At 72.1% G+C, this 15,205-nt stretch carries 16 protein-coding genes and 1 pseudogene; 8 read left to right on the forward strand and 9 right to left on the reverse strand.

Going from position 1 to position 15,205, the window contains the following annotated elements; genetic code table 11:
• Window positions 1–29: 29 nt before the first annotated feature.
• Window positions 30–215, reverse strand: a complete 186-nt coding sequence (locus M4D82_RS05580) for a DUF5999 family protein (RefSeq protein WP_249764970.1) — start codon at window positions 213–215, stop codon at window positions 30–32.
• A 155-nt stretch (window positions 216–370) separates the two neighbouring features.
• Here M4D82_RS05580 and M4D82_RS05585 point away from each other — a divergent pair, with 155 nt between their 5' ends.
• Window positions 371–823: an SRPBCC family protein gene (locus M4D82_RS05585; RefSeq protein WP_249764971.1), complete on the forward strand. Its 453-nt coding sequence runs from the start codon at window positions 371–373 to the stop codon at window positions 821–823.
• Here the strand turns inward: M4D82_RS05585 and M4D82_RS05590 are convergent.
• Window positions 820–2,049 carry an acyl-CoA dehydrogenase family protein gene (locus M4D82_RS05590; RefSeq protein WP_249764972.1) on the reverse strand — a complete coding sequence of 410 codons (1,230 nt, stop codon included), beginning with the start codon at window positions 2,047–2,049 and terminating at the stop codon, window positions 820–822. The two genes, M4D82_RS05585 and M4D82_RS05590, sit on opposite strands and share 4 nt — an antisense overlap.
• A gap of 163 nt (window positions 2,050–2,212) precedes the next feature.
• Here M4D82_RS05590 and M4D82_RS05595 point away from each other — a divergent pair, with 163 nt between their 5' ends.
• Window positions 2,213–2,857 (forward strand): TetR/AcrR family transcriptional regulator, encoded by a 645-nt coding sequence (locus M4D82_RS05595; RefSeq protein ID WP_249764973.1) that lies wholly within the window; start codon window positions 2,213–2,215, stop codon window positions 2,855–2,857.
• A gap of 33 nt (window positions 2,858–2,890) precedes the next feature.
• On the opposite strand, the gene def is transcribed toward M4D82_RS05595, so the two are convergent.
• Window positions 2,891–3,466, reverse strand: coding sequence for a peptide deformylase (def, locus tag M4D82_RS05600; protein ID WP_249764974.1), 576 nt, complete (start codon window positions 3,464–3,466; stop codon window positions 2,891–2,893).
• 123 nt (window positions 3,467–3,589) lie between these two features.
• Here def and M4D82_RS05605 point away from each other — a divergent pair, with 123 nt between their 5' ends.
• From M4D82_RS05605 to M4D82_RS05630, 6 genes are all read left to right on the forward strand, one after another.
• Window positions 3,590–4,828 carry a Mur ligase family protein gene (locus M4D82_RS05605; protein WP_249764975.1) on the forward strand — a complete coding sequence of 413 codons (1,239 nt, stop codon included), beginning with the start codon at window positions 3,590–3,592 and terminating at the stop codon, window positions 4,826–4,828.
• 29 nt (window positions 4,829–4,857) lie between these two features.
• Window positions 4,858–5,586, forward strand: a complete 729-nt coding sequence (locus tag M4D82_RS05610; RefSeq protein WP_249764976.1) for a type 1 glutamine amidotransferase — start codon at window positions 4,858–4,860, stop codon at window positions 5,584–5,586.
• 220 nt (window positions 5,587–5,806) lie between these two features.
• Window positions 5,807–6,832 carry a 6-phosphofructokinase gene (locus M4D82_RS05615; RefSeq protein WP_249764977.1) on the forward strand — a complete coding sequence of 342 codons (1,026 nt, stop codon included), beginning with the start codon at window positions 5,807–5,809 and terminating at the stop codon, window positions 6,830–6,832.
• Between the two features lie 95 nt (window positions 6,833–6,927).
• Complete coding sequence (locus M4D82_RS05620; protein WP_249764978.1) at window positions 6,928–7,884, forward strand: cytochrome c oxidase assembly protein; 957 nt, start codon at window positions 6,928–6,930, stop codon at window positions 7,882–7,884.
• Between the two features lie 32 nt (window positions 7,885–7,916).
• Window positions 7,917–8,075, forward strand: a complete 159-nt coding sequence (locus M4D82_RS05625) for a hypothetical protein (protein WP_249764979.1) — start codon at window positions 7,917–7,919, stop codon at window positions 8,073–8,075.
• Window positions 8,076–8,324: 249 nt separating this feature from the next.
• On the forward strand, window positions 8,325–9,035 hold the full coding sequence (locus M4D82_RS05630; protein WP_249764980.1) for a lysophospholipid acyltransferase family protein: 711 nt from the start codon (window positions 8,325–8,327) through the stop codon (window positions 9,033–9,035).
• A gap of 53 nt (window positions 9,036–9,088) precedes the next feature.
• Here M4D82_RS05630 and M4D82_RS05635 read toward each other — a convergent pair whose 3' ends face one another.
• The 6 genes and pseudogenes from M4D82_RS05635 to M4D82_RS05660 all read right to left on the reverse strand — a co-directional run bounded on the left by M4D82_RS05635 (window position 9,089) and on the right by M4D82_RS05660 (window position 15,195).
• Window positions 9,089–10,756, reverse strand: a complete 1,668-nt coding sequence (locus M4D82_RS05635; RefSeq protein ID WP_249764981.1) for an alpha/beta hydrolase — start codon at window positions 10,754–10,756, stop codon at window positions 9,089–9,091.
• A gap of 198 nt (window positions 10,757–10,954) precedes the next feature.
• The gene (locus M4D82_RS05640; protein WP_502988877.1) at window positions 10,955–11,578 is read right to left on the reverse strand and encodes an urease accessory protein UreD; all 624 of its coding nucleotides are present in this window, start codon (window positions 11,576–11,578) and stop codon (window positions 10,955–10,957) included.
• Window positions 11,579–11,768: 190 nt separating this feature from the next.
• Entirely contained in the window at window positions 11,769–12,458 is a 690-nt protein-coding gene (ureG, locus tag M4D82_RS05645) for an urease accessory protein UreG (RefSeq protein ID WP_249764983.1), read from the reverse strand.
• A 33-nt stretch (window positions 12,459–12,491) separates the two neighbouring features.
• Window positions 12,492–13,170 (reverse strand): annotated as a pseudogene (locus tag M4D82_RS05650) (urease accessory protein UreF).
• Window positions 13,170–14,891, reverse strand: a complete 1,722-nt coding sequence (locus tag M4D82_RS05655; RefSeq protein ID WP_249764984.1) for an urease subunit alpha — start codon at window positions 14,889–14,891, stop codon at window positions 13,170–13,172. The pseudogene M4D82_RS05650 and the gene M4D82_RS05655 overlap by 1 nt, the downstream one beginning before the upstream one ends.
• A complete protein-coding gene (locus M4D82_RS05660; RefSeq protein WP_249764985.1) occupies window positions 14,884–15,195 on the reverse strand; it encodes an urease subunit beta in 312 nt (103 codons plus the stop codon). Before M4D82_RS05660 ends, M4D82_RS05655 begins: the two co-directional genes overlap by 8 nt.
• Window positions 15,196–15,205: the final 10 nt, after the last annotated feature.

The raw sequence follows: 15,205 nt of genomic DNA on the forward strand, positions 1-15,205 counted from the left end.
TCAGCTGCTGGCGCATGCTGCCTCCTCGCTCAGACCAGGGCCGGACGGCGGGGTTCCACCGTCGTGCCCTCGGGGAGCAGTTCACCGGTGTCGTCGAAGACCACGACGCCGTTGCAGAGCAGACTCCATCCCTGTTCGGGATGGGAGGCCACGACGCGGGCCGCGTCGTGGTCCGCGCTGTCGGCGGGCGGGCAGGGGGGCTGGTGGGAGCACATGGCGCACCTCCTCGCAGAGTGGGGCGGGAGGGCCGGTGGTCACCCGGTCGAATCCGCGATCCACGGTGGCGGTGAGTATTACCTGCCGCCACCCCCCGATGGAACCCGTATTCGGGGTCCGGTTCAGGGTGTGTATGCCCGCTTACCATGCGCTCATGCCCGTTATCCGGATCATTCGCCGCACTTCCCTCCCGCCCGAGGAGACCTGGCGGCGGCTCACGGCCTGGGAATCACACGGCGCGTACGTCCCGCTGACCGAGACGATCATCGAGACGCCGCCTCCGACGTGCGTCGGGACCCGCTTCACGGCGCGCACGGGAGTGGGCAGGATCACGTTCGACGATCCGATGGACGTCGTCCGCTGGGAGCCCCCGCGCCTGGTGCGGTTGGAGAAGCGGGGGCGGGTGGTGACCGGCTGGGCCGAGATCGAGCTCCACCCTTCCTCGGCCGGTGGTACGGAGGTCCACTGGCGCGAGTCCATCCGCGTACGCGGGGTTCCCCGCTTCCTGGACCCGCTGACCGCCGGCGCGGCCCGTCTCCTGTTCGGCCGGACGGTGACGGGCCTCCTGCGCGCTCCGGGCGCTCCCGACGCTCCGGGCGCCGGCTAGCGGATCGGCATGCCCGAGAGGGTCCGCGCGATCACCAGGCGCTGGATCTCGCTGGTGCCCTCGAAGATCGTGTAGATGGCCGCGTCCCGGTGCATGCGCTCCACCGGGTACTCGCGGGTGAAGCCGTTGCCGCCGAGGATCTGCACGGCCTGGGCGGTGACCTTCTTGGCCACCTCGCTCGCGTAGAGCTTCGACATCGAGCCCTCCGCCGAGGTGAAGGGCTTGCCCGCGACCGCCATCCAGGACGCCCGCCACACCAGCAGCCGGGCCGCGTCGATCTGCGTGCGCATGTCGGCGAGCTGGAAGGCCACGCCCTGGTTGTCGATGATCGGGCGGCCGAACTGGGTGCGGGTCTTCGCGTAGTCGAGGGCGACCTCGTAGGCGGCGCGCGCCGTGCCGACGGCCATAGCCCCGACGGCCGGGCGGGAGGCCTCGAAGGTGGCCATCGCGGCGTTCTTCACGCGCTCGCCGCCACCGGCCGCCGCCCGCTCACGGGCCCGCGCGAGGCGCTCGTCGAGCTTGTCCTTGCCGCCGAGCAGGCAGGAGCCGGGTACGCGGACGTCCTCCAGCACCACTTCCGCGGTGTGCGAGGCGCGGATGCCGTGCTTCTTGAACTTCTGGCCCTGGGAGAGGCCCGGGGTGTGGGGCGGCACGATGAAGGAGGCGTGGCCCTTGGTGCCGAGTTCCGGGTCGACGACGGCGACGACGATGTGGACGTTGGCGATGCCGCCGTTGGTCGCCCAGGTCTTGGTGCCGTTCAGCACCCACTCGTCCTTGGCCTGGTCGTAGACGGCCCGGGTGCGCATCGCGCCGACGTCGGAGCCGGCGTCGGGCTCGGAGGAGCAGAACGCGGCGACCTTCACGTCGTCCGGGGTGCCGTACATCTGGGGGATCCAGGTGCCGATCTGCTCCTCGGTGCCGTTCGCGAGGACGCCGATGGCGGCGAGGCCGGTGCCGACGATCGACAGGGCGATGCCGGCGTCGCCCCAGAACAGTTCCTCCATGGCCATCGGGATGCCGAGGCCGGTCGGGTCGAAGAACTGCTGGGCGTAGAAGTCCAGGGAGTAGATGCCGACCTTGGCGGCCTCCTGGATGACCGGCCAGGGAGTTTCCTCCCGCTCGTCCCATTCGGCGGCGGCGGGCCGGATCACATCGGCGGCGAAGCCGTGGATCCAGTCCCGTACCTGCGTCTGGTCCTCGTTCAGCTCCATGGTGAACTCCGCCACGACCCCTCCAGCGCTAGTTACTACCGGTAACACCGGCAACGGGCACAGTCTGTTACCGGCCGGTAAGCACTGTCAAGCGCCGCCGGTTCGCTCGGGCGGGTGTGCGGGGTGTTACGTTGCGTGGGCGTCACGCACATCGCAAGGGCGGGGAGAAGAACACGTCATGCAGACCAGTCAGCAGGCCGGCGAGTCAGGGGCGGCCGAACGCCGCCGCCGGGAGCTGCTGGAGGCCGCCGACCGCGTCGTCCTGAGGGACGGCCCGAAGGCCTCCATGAACGCCATCGCCGCCGAGGCCGGCATCACCAAGCCGATCCTCTACCGGCACTTCGGGGACAAGGCGGGCCTCTACCAGGCCCTCGCCGTCCGGCACACCGACGCCCTGCTCGACTCGCTGCGGGCCGCGCTCGACGCCCCCGCGGAGCGCCGCAGCCGGGTCGAGTCGACGCTGGAGACCTACCTCGCCGCCATCGAGGCCCGCCCGCAGGTGTACCGGTTCCTCATGCACCCGGCCGAGGACTCGCACACCGCCGAGCGCGGATTCGACGTCGGCCTGCACTCGGTTCCGCTGCTGCGCCGGCTCGGCGAGGAGCTGGCCAAGGTGATCGGCGAACGCGTCGACCTCGGGCCGGACGGGGAGCGGCAGGCCCGCATCTGGGGCCACGGCATCGTCGGCATGATGCACGCGGCCGGGGACTGGTGGCTCGGCGAGCGCCCCTGCGGGCGCGCGGAGCTGGTGGCCGGTCTCACCGACCTGCTGTGGGGCCGGCTGGCCACCGCGGGCAACCGCGAGGGCGGCCCGGGTTTTTGACCCCCGCTCGGCCGCGCGTCGCGGGAAGACCCGTCACCCCTCCCCGCGCTCCGCTCCGTCGCGCGGTGCACGGTCGCCCCACGGGGCCTTGCGGATCGCCCGGCGCAGCCGGCGGGCCCGCAGCCCGGTGACCCGGTCCGCGTAGACCGTGCCGTCGAGGTGGTCGCACTCGTGCTGGAGGCAGCGCGCGAAGAATCCGGTGCCCTCGATGCGCACCGGGTTCCCGTCCGAGGTGAACCCCTCGACGACCGCGCGGTCGAAGCGGGCGGTGCCCGCCTCCAGTCCCGGCAGCGACAGACAGCCCTCCGGACCGATGAACTCGTCGCCGTCGGCTTCCACCAGACGCGGGTTGACGATATGACCGAGGTGGCGGACCTCCTCGTCGTCGGGGCAGTCGTAGACGAAGACCCGCTGCCCGATCCCGATCTGGTTCGCGGCGAGGCCGACGCCCTGGGCGGCGTACATCGTCGCGAACATGTCCTCGACGAGGCGGGCGAGTTCGGGGCCGAAGTCGGTGACCTCGGCGCAGGGCGAGTGGAGCACCGGATCACCCAGCAGGCTCATGGTGCGGACGAGTCCGGTGGTACCGGGGATGGGGCGCTGTCGCATGGCCGTAAGGGTACGACGGGCGAATATATGAGGAGATCCGCGACCGCCCGGGGGCGCCGCGGTCATGGCCCGCGCCGGCACTGGATAGGCTGGGGCCGACCGACGCAAGGAGGACAAGGGACGATGGCAGGCAACACGGAGCCGCTTTCGCCGCGGGCCAAGCTGGCCGTGACGGCGGGCAAGGCCGCGGCGGCGGTGTCGCGGGCCGCGGGACGCGGAAGCGGATCGGTGATCGGTGGCAAGGTCGCGCTCAGGCTGGACCCCGATCTTCTCGGCGCGCTGGCGCAGCATCTCGATGTCGTCCTCGTCTCCGCGACGAACGGCAAGACCACGACGACCCGACTGATCGCCGAGGCCCTGCGGGCCAGCGGTCCGGTCGTCTCGAACGCGCTGGGCGCCAACATGCCGGCGGGCATCACCTCGGCCCTGGCCGGCGGCTCGGACGCCAAGTACGGCGTCATCGAGGTCGACGAGAAGTACCTGGCCGGAGTGGCCCGGGACGTCACCCCCAAGGTGATCGCCCTGCTGAACCTCTCCCGCGACCAGCTGGACCGCGCGGCCGAGACCCGCATGCTCGCCGAGAAGTGGCGCGAGGGCCTCCAGGGCTCCAAGGCGGTCATCGTGGCGAACTGCGACGACCCGCTGATCGTGTGGTCGGCGTCCTCGTCGCAGAACGTGGTGTGGGTCGCCGCCGGCCAGGAGTGGAAGGACGACGCCTGGTCGTGCCCCTCCTGTGGTGGCGTCATGCAGCGCCCCGGCGACGACTGGTTCTGCGCCGAGTGCGGTTTCCGGCGTCCCGCCCCGAGCTGGGTGCTCTCCGGCGACCACGTGCTGGACCCGCACGGCAGCGCCTGGCCGATCCACCTCCAGCTCCCGGGCCGCGCCAACAAGGCGAACGCCGCCACCTCGGCCGCCGTGGCCGCCGTGTTCGGCGTGCCGCCGCAGGTCGCGCTGGAGCGCATGTACCAGGTCCAGGCCGTCGCCGGCCGCTACGACGTGGTCAACTTCATGGGCCGTGAGCTGCGTCTGCTCCTCGCGAAGAACCCGGCGGGCTGGCTCGAAACGTTTTCGCTGATCGACCCGGCGCCCGCGCCGGTGATCCTGTCGGTCAACGCCCGCGGCGCCGACGGCACCGACACCTCCTGGCTGTGGGACGTGGACTACCCGCGTCTGGCCGGCCACCCGATCTTCGTGATCGGCGACCGCAAGCTGGACCTCGCGGTCCGCCTGGAGGTCGCGGGCCTGGACTTCCGCGTCTGCGAGACCCTCGACGAGGCCGTGCAGCTGGCGCCGCCCGGTCAGATCGAGCTGATCGCCAACTACACCGCCTTCCAGGACGTGCGCCGCCGCGTCGGCAACTAGAGCCCGTCAAAGCCGCAGAGGACAAGAGCATGAGCGACAACAGCCTGCGTCTGGTGTGGGTCTACCCCGACCTGCTCAGCACGTACGGAGACCAGGGCAACGCCCTCGTGGTGGAGCGCCGGGCGCGCCAGCGCGGCCTGGACGTGCAGCGCGTGGACGTGCGCAGCGACCAGCCCATCCCCACGTCGGGTGACATCTACCTGATCGGCGGCGGTGAGGACCGCCCGCAGCGGCTGGCGGCGGAGCGCCTGCTGCGCGACGGCGGCCTGGAGCGCGCCGTCTCGAACGGGGCGATCGTCTTCTCCGTGTGCGCCGGGTACCAGATCCTCGGCAAGGAATTCGTCAACGACATGGGCCAGCGCCAGGAGGGCCTCGGCCTGCTGGACGTCGTCACGGTGCGCGGTGAGGGCGAGCGGTGCGTCGGCGACGTCCTCGCCGACATCGACCCGCGGCTGAACCTGCCCCCGCTGACGGGCTTCGAGAACCACCAGGGCGTCACCCACCTCGGCCCGACGGCCAGGCCGTTCGCCCGCACCCGCCTGGGCCGGGGCAACGGCACGGGCGACGGCACGGAGGGCGCGTACAACGACACCGTGTTCGGCACGTACATGCACGGCCCCGTCATGGCCCGCAACCCGCTGATCGCCGACCTGCTGCTGAAGCTGGCCCTCGACGTGAACGCGCTGCCGGCCATAGACGACCGTTGGTACGAGGCGCTGCGCGCGGAGCGCATCGCCGCGGCCTCCGAGCCCGCGTAGCGGTACGGCGTAACGGCATCGGCCCGCGGTGTCCCGTGGCGGCCCGGATCCCCTCGTGGGGGTCCGGGCCGTTTTCGTCGCACGTGTCTTCCCACGATCGGGCCGACCAGCATGTGGAGGATGGTTCAGTTCGGCCGGGATCCGCTTGTAGGCTGACGGGTAGTTCCAACCGGACGACGTGGTCCGGTCGTCGGCCCACGTTGCAAAGGTTCTTCCTGCCATGCGCATTGGTGTGCTCACTTCCGGCGGCGACTGCCCCGGCCTCAACGCCGTCATCCGCTCCGTCGTGCACCGAGCCGTCGTCGACCACGGCGACGAGGTCATCGGCTTCCGCGATGGCTGGCGCGGCCTGCTGGAGTGCGACTACCGCAAGCTCGACCTGGACGCCGTCGGCGGCATCCTGGCCCTCGGCGGCACGATCCTCGGCTCCTCCCGCGTCCAGCCCGCGCACCTGCGCGACGGTGTGGAGCGGGCCCGCGGGCACGTCGCCGACCTGGGTCTGGACGCGATCATCCCGATCGGCGGCGAGGGCACGCTGAAGGCCGCCAACCTGCTCGCGCAGGCCGGGCTGCCGATCGTCGGCGTTCCGAAGACCATCGACAACGACATCGCCTCGACGGACGTCACCTTCGGCTTCGACACGGCCGTCGGCGTCGCCACCGAGGCCCTGGACCGGCTGAAGACCACCGCCGAGTCCCACCAGCGGGTGATGGTCGTGGAGGTCATGGGACGCCACACCGGGTGGATCGCCCTGCACTCGGGCATGGCCGCCGGCGCCCACGCCATCGTCGTGCCGGAGCGTCCCTTCGACATCGAGGAGCTGACGGCGATCGTCGGCGAGCGGTTCTCGGCGGGCAAGCGGTTCGCGATCGTCGTCGTCGCGGAGGGCGCGAAGCCGGCCGAGGGCTCGATGGCCTTCGAGGACGGTGGTACGGACATGTACGGACACGAGCGCTTCGCCGGGATCGGCAACCGGCTCGCCGTCGAGCTGGAGGCGCGGCTCGGCAAGGAGGCCCGTCCCGTCATCCTGGGCCACGTCCAGCGCGGTGGCACGCCGACCGCGTACGACCGGGTCCTGGCGACCCGCTTCGGCTGGCATGCGGTGGAGGCCGCGCACCGGGGCGAATTCGGCATGCTGACCGCCCTGCGCGGCACCGACATCGTCATGGTGCCGCTGGCCGAGGCCACCTCCACGCTGAAGACGGTGCCCGCCGACCGGTACGCCGAGGCCCAGACGGTCCTGTGACGTGCGCCCTTCTGAGGCCCTGACCGCCCCCGGCCGCGATCGCGGCCGGGGGCGGCACTACTGTGGTGGGGCGCCACAGTCAAGGGAGTGAACAGATGGACCACAGCGGGCACGGCATGGACATGAACATGGACCTGCCGCCGTTCACCCTCGGGCGTGGTCTGGAGTTCTCCTTCGACGCCTTTTTCCTCTTCGGTTCCCTGCTGGCGCTCGCCCTCTACGGGTGGGGCGTGCTGCGGCTGCGGCGGCGCGGGGACTCCTGGTCGGCCGGCCGGACCACCGCCTTCACCCTCGGCGTGCTGACGGTGATCCTGGTGATGTGCACCAAGCTGAACGACTACGGCATGGTCATGTTCAGCGTGCACATGGTCCAGCACATGGTGATCAGCATGATCACTCCGATCCTGCTGCTCCTCGGGGCGCCGATGACCCTGGCCCTGCGCGCGCTGCCGCCGGCCGGGCGCGGTCGCAAGGGTCCGCGCGAGCTGCTCCTGATGCTGCTGCACAGCCGGTACATGCGGATCATCACGCACCCGGCCTTCACCATCCCGATGTTCATCGCCAGTCTGTACGCCCTGTACTTCACGCCGCTGTTCGACTTCCTGATGGAGAGCCGGACCGGCCACATCGCGATGATGCTCCACTTCCTCGCGGTCGGCGTGATCTTCTTCTGGCCGATCATGGGCGTGGACCCGGGCCCGCACCGGCCCGGCTACGTGATGCGGATGCTGGAGCTGTTCGCGGGCATGCCCTTCCACGCCTTCTTCGGCATCGCGCTGATGATGGCGAGCGAGCCGATGATCAAGACGTACGCGAACCCGCCTGCGTCCCTCGGCATCGACCCCCTGCTCGACCAGCAGTGGGGCGGCGGCATCGCCTGGGCGTTCAGCGAGATCCCGTCGGTGCTGGTGCTGATCGCCCTGATGTACCAGTGGTACCACTCCGAGCAGCGGACGGCGAAGCGGGCGGACCGGGCCGCCGATCGCGACGGTGACCAGGAGCTGGAGGCGTACAACGCGTATCTGGCCTCGCTCCAAGGGCGCGGCCGGTAGCGCGGGAGCCGTGTCCCGCGCCACCATGGAGCATGACCGGATCCGTTAAGGCGATGGCGGTGACGACCTTCGCCGCCCTGGTGGCCGTGTCCACCTACTCCGTGGCCCTCGGCAGCAACGGCTGGCTGTGGTTCGGCTGGGTGGTGCTGGGGCTGCTGACCGTCGGCCTGGCCGCCTCCCGTACCACCTGAGCCGTTCGCACCTGTCTCACGGCCCCCTCCTCAGGCCTGGCGTTTCGGCCGATTCCGATCGGTCTCCACACGACCTCCTGACCGCGCCCGCGCCCCCGCACCGGCTCGTGTGTGACTCGATGGACAAGACCCGGCTCGTGCACCTCGCCGGGCGGCTCGCCCTGTGGAGTGTCCTGCTGTTTGTCATGCCCCTGTGGCACCGCGTACGGCACACTGACCTGACCCCCAGGTTGAAGGGAAAACGCCCCGGTGTTCTACCACTTGCTCAAGCACGTGCTGCTCGGTCCGCTGTTGCGGCTTCTGTTCCGGCCGCGGATCGAGGGGCTGGAGAACATCCCGGCGGAGGGCGCCGCGATCGTCGCCGGCAATCACCTGTCGTTCTCCGACCACTTCCTGATGCCCGCGATCCTGAAGCGCCGCATCACGTTCCTCGCCAAGGCGGAGTACTTCACCGGGCCGGGCGTGAAGGGGCGGCTCACCGCCGCGTTCTTCCGCAGCGCGGGGCAGATCCCGGTGGACCGTTCGGGGAAGGACGCCGGGCAGGCCGCGCTGCGGGAGGGGCTGGGCGTGCTGGCCAAGGGCGAGCTGCTGGGCATCTACCCCGAGGGCACCCGCTCGCATGACGGCCGGCTGTACAAGGGCAAGGTGGGCGTGGCCGCGATGGCGCTGGGCGCCGGGGTGCCGGTGATCCCCTGCGCGATGCTCGGCACGTTCGAGATCCAGCCGCCGGGGCAGAAGCTCCCGAAGATCCGGCGGGTGACGATCCGCTTCGGCGAGCCGCTGGACTTCTCGCGGTACGCCGGGATGGAGGGCGAGCGGGCCGTCCTGCGGGCCGTGACCGACGAGATCATGTACGCGATCCTCGGGCTGTCGGGCCAGGAGTACGTCGACCGGTACGCGGCCGAGGTCAAAGCCGAGGAGGAGGGGAAGCGGAAGAGGGCCCGGCGCCTGTCGCGCTGAGCCCTCTCCCCACGTCACCGCTTCACTTCATCTCTCGCGTCGCGTACGGGTCCCTAGCGGACGCCGGCGACCGCCGGGAGCTCCTCGTGCGCCGGGAGGGCGGCGGACGGGGCCGCCGACTTGGCAGTGGCCGGGGCCGGAGCGACCGGGGTGGCGTGCGGGTCGCAGGTGACGTCCTGCGCGTCCACCTTGCCGGTGAGCAGGTAGGCGTCCACCCGCGTGTTGACGCAGGGGTTCACCAGGCCGGTCACGCCGTGCGAGCCGGCGTTCTTCTCGGTGATCAGGCGCGAGCCCGCCAGACGCTTGCGCAGCTCGACCGCGCCCACGTACGGGGTGGCGGCGTCGCGCTCGGCCTGGACGATGAGCACCGGCGGCAGACCGCGCTTGGCACCGACCTCGATCGGGGTGCTCTGCTTCGACTTCCAGGTCGCGCAGGGCAGGTTCATCCAGGCGTTCGACCAGGTCAGGAACGGGTACTTCTCGTGCAGCCTGGTGTTGTCCCGGTCCCACGTGGCCCAGCTCGTGGGCCACTTGGCGTCGGCGCACTCGACGGCGGTGTAGACCGCGTTGCTGTTCTCCGACGCCGCGTTGCCCGCCAGGTCGGACATGTCCGGGGCGATCGCCTCGATCAACGGCTTCTCGTCACCGGCGGCCCAGGCGCTGAAGGCCTTCGCGACCGGGACCCAGGAGGAGTCGTAGTACGGGGCGCCCTGGAAGAAGCCGATGAGCTCGGCCGGGCCGACGATCCCGCCGAGCGGGTTGGCCTTGGCCTTGCCGCGCAGTTCCTGCCACTTGGCCTCGACCTCGGCGCGGGTGTCGCCGAGGTGGAAGGACGCGTCGTTCTTCGCGACCCAGTCCTGCCAGTCGTTCCAGCGCGTCTGGAAGGCGACGTTCTGCTCCAGGTTGGCCTGGTACCAGATGTTGTCCTGCGCCGGGTTGACCACGCTGTCGACGATCATGCGGCGCACGTGGGTCGGGAAGAGGGTCGCGTAGACCCCGCCCAGGTAGGTGCCGTAGGAGACGCCGAGGAAGTTCAGCTTCTGCTCGCCGAGGGCGGCGCGGATGACGTCGAGGTCGCGCGCGGTGTTCGGCGTGGTCATGTGCGGCAGCATCTCGCCGCTGCGCTCCTTGCAGCCGTCCGCGTACTCGGCGGCGAGCTTGCGCTGGGCGCGCTTGTCGGCCTCGTTGGAGGGGACCGGGTCGGCCTTGGGGGCCTTGACGAACTCCTGCGGGTCGATGCAGGAGATCGGCGCGGAGTGGCCGACGCCGCGGGGGTCGAAGCCCACGAAGTCGTACGCCTTGGCGGTGTTGACCCACAGCGGGCTCTTGGTGGTGATCCGGCGCGGGAAGCGCATGCCGGAACCGCCGGGGCCGCCCGGGTTGTAGAGGAGGGCGCCCTGGCGCTCCTCCTTCGTGCCGGTGCTGACGGCGCGGTCGACGGCGAGGTCGATGGTCTTGCCGAACGGCTTCGCGTAGTCGAGCGGGACCTTCACCCAGCCGCACTGGATCGGCTTCTCGAAGCCCCAGTCGGCGGGGCAGTCCTTCCAGTCGATGCCCGTGCGCGCGGCGCGGGCGGCGGCGATCCGGACGCCGATGGCCTCGGCCGTCCCGTTGTCGCGGCCGGTCGGCGCGGCCGCGGCGGGCGGCGCGAGCAGCAGGCCCGCGGCCAGCGCGCCGGTGACGAGTGTGGCGGCGCTGCCCAGCGTCGCTTTGCGTATCACGTGGTTGATCCCCCTGAGTCTGGTGCCGCCGTGTACGGACGGCTCGGTCTGCACCGGTCGTCGGCGTGCAAGGGCGATCCTCGCGTCTGACCTCCACCGGGCAACAGGGTGCGATCGAGTTCTTTGCCAACCCGATAACCGGAGACAGGTGTACCGCTGAGCGGTCGCCTCCCGTGGGGGGGATCGGCCGACCGTGCGTCACCAGCCGTACGTACGGGCCGCCTCGTCCAGCAGCGCGCGCAGCCGCAGCGCGTCCGGGGCGAGCGCCGTGACCAGGGCGGCGGGGCCGGCCAGCGGGGTGAGCGCCGCGAACTCCCCGAGGACGGTGACGGGTGGCGGTTCCCGCTCGAAGCGGGGGTCCACGAGCAGGAGTTGACCGAGGGCCCGGTGGCCCGCGAGTCCCGCCGGACCGTCCCAGCCGGCCGGGGCGCCGGGGCCGCAGCCCAGCTCCTGGTCCAGCAGCGGCCGGCCGGCCCGGGTGACGGTGAGTCGGCTCCACAGCAGGCCGGGGGCTTCCCCGGTGCGGCCGAGGACCTGCTCCTCGCGCAGCAGCAGCCGGGCGGCGGGGGCCAGTTCCGCCCGGGTGCGGACCCGCAGGTCGCTGCCGTGGACGGAGACCAGCGGCTCGGGCAGCCACCGCACCTCGGCGTCCCCGGCCAGGGTGAGGCGTACGTCGTACCGCGCGGCCTCGCCGCCCCGGCCCGGCAGGGCCAAGGTGGCCGCCGCCGAGCGCAGGGCGAGGCGTGCGCCCGGTCCCGCCTCGGCCTCGACCGTGAGGTGGTCGCCGCCGAGGGGGGCGCTCATCGCGCCGACCAGGGTCACGTGGGCCGCGCCGTTCTCGCCCCGGGTGCGGCGCAGCGCGAGCGGCCCTCCCGGCCAGCAGGGGTAGGGCGGTGCCGCCGCGCCCGTCGGCGGTGGCCCGGATGCGGGCGGTGGCGCGCAGTCCGGAGGGCGGGACGCGGGGGCGGGGCGCGCCGGCGGCGGGGTGCGCCGGCGGCCGGGGGTGCGCTGGTCACCGTACGGCCGTCCAGGCGGCGAGCCGTTCGCGCACCCACGCGGCCACCGGGGCCACGCCGTCCGCGCCGCGCAGCGACTGGAAGGCGACGGGGAGGTCGCCGCGCTGCTCGGCGGCGTCGCGGGCCATCCGTTCCAGGTCGGAGCCGACGTGGGGGGCCAGGTCGGTCTTGTTGACGACGAGGAGGTCGGCGGTGGTGACGCCGGGGCCGCCCTTGCGCGGGATGTCGTCGCCGCCGGCCACGTCGATGACGAAGATCTGGGCGTCGACCAGGCCCCGCGAGAAGGTGGCCGTCAGGTTGTCCCCGCCGGACTCGACGAGGATCAGGTCCAACGGACCGACCCGTTCCTCCAGTTCCTCGACGGCCTCCAGATTGGCGGAGATGTCGTCGCGGATGGCGGTGTGCGGGCAGGCGCCGGTCTCGACGGCGCTGATCCGCTCGGGCGGCAGGACGGCCTCGCGGAGCAGGAACTCGGCGTCCTCGCGGGTGTAGATGTCGTTGGTGACGACGGCCATGGAGAGGTCGGCGCGCAGGGCCCGGCACAGGGCGGCGACGGTGGCGGTCTTGCCGGATCCGACGGGCCCGCCGAGTCCCACGCGCAGGGCGCGCCGGGTGCCGTCGGGGCGGAGGGGTTCGGCGCTGTGCGTGTGCCGGTGGGGGAAGGTCACGGCGTGGTCGAGGTGCATGGGGCACGTCTCTTTCGGGAAAGGGGGGAAGGGTCAGGAGGCGAACAGCCGTACCGGCCAGTCGGCATGGATCTGCGCCGCGATCTCCAGCAGCGGCGAGGAGGCCGCGGGCAGCGCGTCCGTCCCCTCGGTACGGGCCACCCGGGCGGCCTCGGTGGCCCGCGCGGCCACCGCGTCCAGCTCGGGCGCGAGGCCCGCCAGGACCGCCGTCGCCTCGAAGGGGTCGAGACCGAGCAGCCGTACCGTCGCCGAGGTCGGACCGCTGACGCTCTCGTACGCGGCCACGTGCGCGGCCTCCGGCGCGCCGAGCCCCGCCGCCCGTGCGGTGACGCCGAGCACGACGGGCTGGTGCGCCCCGCGCGGGAAGGCCCGCGCCAGGGCGTCCAGTTCGGCTGCGGGCCAGGTGGCGCGGGCCGCCCGCAGGAGCTGGCGGCCGAGCCGGCGGGCGGCGGCGCGCAGCGCGGGGAGGGGTGCGGGCGTCGGCGGCGGCGTCGAGGTCGGCCGGGTCGAGGCCGAGGGCGGCCGCCGCGGCGAAGGCCGCGGCGGTGAGTCCGGCGGTGTGCAGCCGGCCCCGGCAGAACTCCGCCAGGCTCGCGGCGTCGCGGATCCGGCCCGCCTTGCAGGCGGCCTCCGCCCCGCCGGAGTGGGCGTGCCCGCCGGCGGGGAAGCGGCCGTCCGCGAGGACGAGCAGGGTGGAGAGCCCGGTGCCCATCAGAAGAGGAAGTATCTCTGTGCCATGGGCAGTTCCGCCGCGGGGGCGGGTTCCACCGGTTCGCCGTCGATGGTGACGGTGAAGGTGTCGGCGTCGACGTGGACGTGGGGCATGGCGTCGTTGCCGCGCATGTCGGTCTTGCTCACCTTGCGGGTGTTCTCGATGGCGACGAACGCCTTGCCGAGGCCGAGGCGCTCGGGGAGCCCGTCGTCGAGGGCCGCCTGCGCGGTGAAGTTGATCGAGTTGAGGGCGGGCGCGCCGCCCCGGGCGCCGAACATGGGGCGCGGCAGGACGGGCTGGGGGGTGGGGATGGAGGCGTTGGCGTCGCCCATCTGGGCGAGGGCGATCTGTCCTCCCTTGACGACCAGTTCGGGCTTGACCCCGAAGAAGGCCGGGTTCCACAGCACGAGGTCGGCGAGCTTGCCCGTCTCGACCGAGCCGATCTCCCGGGCGAGGCCCTGGGCCACGGCGGGGTTGATCGTGTACTTGGCGACGTAGCGACGGGCCCGTTGGTTGTCGGCGGGGCCGTCGCCGGGCAGGAACCCGCGCCGCTTCTTCATCACGTGGGCGGTCTGCCAGGTGCGCAGCACGACCTCGCCGACGCGGCCCATGGCCTGGGAGTCGGAGGAGATGATCGAGATCGCCCCGAGGTCGTGGAGGACGTCCTCGGCGGCGATGGTGGAGGGCCGGATCCGGGATTCGGCGAAGGCCAGGTCCTCGGGGACGGCGGGGTTGAGGTGGTGGCAGACCATCAGCATGTCGAGGTGTTCCTCGACGGTGTTGAGGGTGTGCGGCCGGGTGGGGTTGGTGGAGCTGGGCAGGATGTTGGGCTGGGAGACCACGGTGATGATGTCGGGCGCGTGACCGCCGCCCGCGCCCTCGGTGTGGTACGAGTGGATGGTCCGCCCGGCGATGGCCGCGAGGGTGTCGTCCACGAAACCGGCCTCGTTGAGGGTGTCGGTGTGGATGGCGACCTGGGCGCCTGTCTGGTCGGCCACGCTCAGGCAGGTGTCGATGACGGCGGGCGTGGAGCCCCAGTCCTCGTGGATCTTGAAGCCGAGCGCACCGCCGCGCAGCTGGGAGTGCAGGGCCTCGCGGGACATCGTGTTGCCCTTGCCGAGCAGCCCGATGTTGACGGGGTGGGCCTCCAGGGCGGCGAACATCCGGGCCAGGTGCCAGGGTCCGGGGGTGACGGTGGTGGCCTTGGTGCCCTCGGCGGGTCCGGTGCCGCCGCCGACCAGCGTGGTGATGCCGGAGGCGAGGGCCTCGTCGACGACGGTCGGCGAGATGAAGTGCACGTGGGTGTCGACGGCCCCGGCGGTGAGGATCTTCCCGTTGCCCGCGATGATCTCGGTTTCGGGTCCGATGACGAGTGCGGGGTCCACGCCGTCCATCGTGTCGGGGTTGCCGGCCTTGCCGATGCCGCAGATGCGGCCGTCGCGGATGCCGAGGTCGGCCTTGACGACGCCCCAGTGGTCCAGGATGACGGCGCCGGTGATCACCGTGTCGGGGGCGCCTTCGGCGCGGGTGGTGCGGGCCTGTCCCATGGACTCGCGGATGACCTTGCCGCCGCCGAAGACCGCCTCGTCGCCCGCGTTGCCGGGGCCGCCGCTGAGGTCCCGTTCGATCTCGACGAAAAGGTCGGTGTCGGCGAGGCGGATGCGGTCGCCGGCCGTCGGGCCGAAGAGGTCGGCGTAGGCCTGGCGCGTGATCTCAGCCATCGAGCGGTCCTCCGGTCTCGCCGCGCAGGCCCGGTACGGTGCGCAGGCCCGCCAGCGGGACGAGTTCCACGGCGACCGGGATGCCCGGCTCGAAGCGGACGGCGGTCCCGGCGGCGATGTTCAGGCGCAGGCCGCGGGCGGCCCGCCGGTCGAAGTCGAGGCCGGGGTTGGCCTCGGCGAAGTGGTAGTGGGAGCCGACCTGCACGGGCCGGTCGGCGGCGTTGAGAACGGTGAGGTGGGTGACGGGGCGGCCCTCGTTGAGGCGCACCGGGCCGTCCCCGTAGGCGATCTCGCCGGGGATCACGGTGGCTTAC

The sequence above is a fragment of the Streptomyces sp. RerS4 genome (genome assembly GCF_023515955.1).
Lineage (GTDB): Bacteria > Actinomycetota > Actinomycetes > Streptomycetales > Streptomycetaceae > Streptomyces.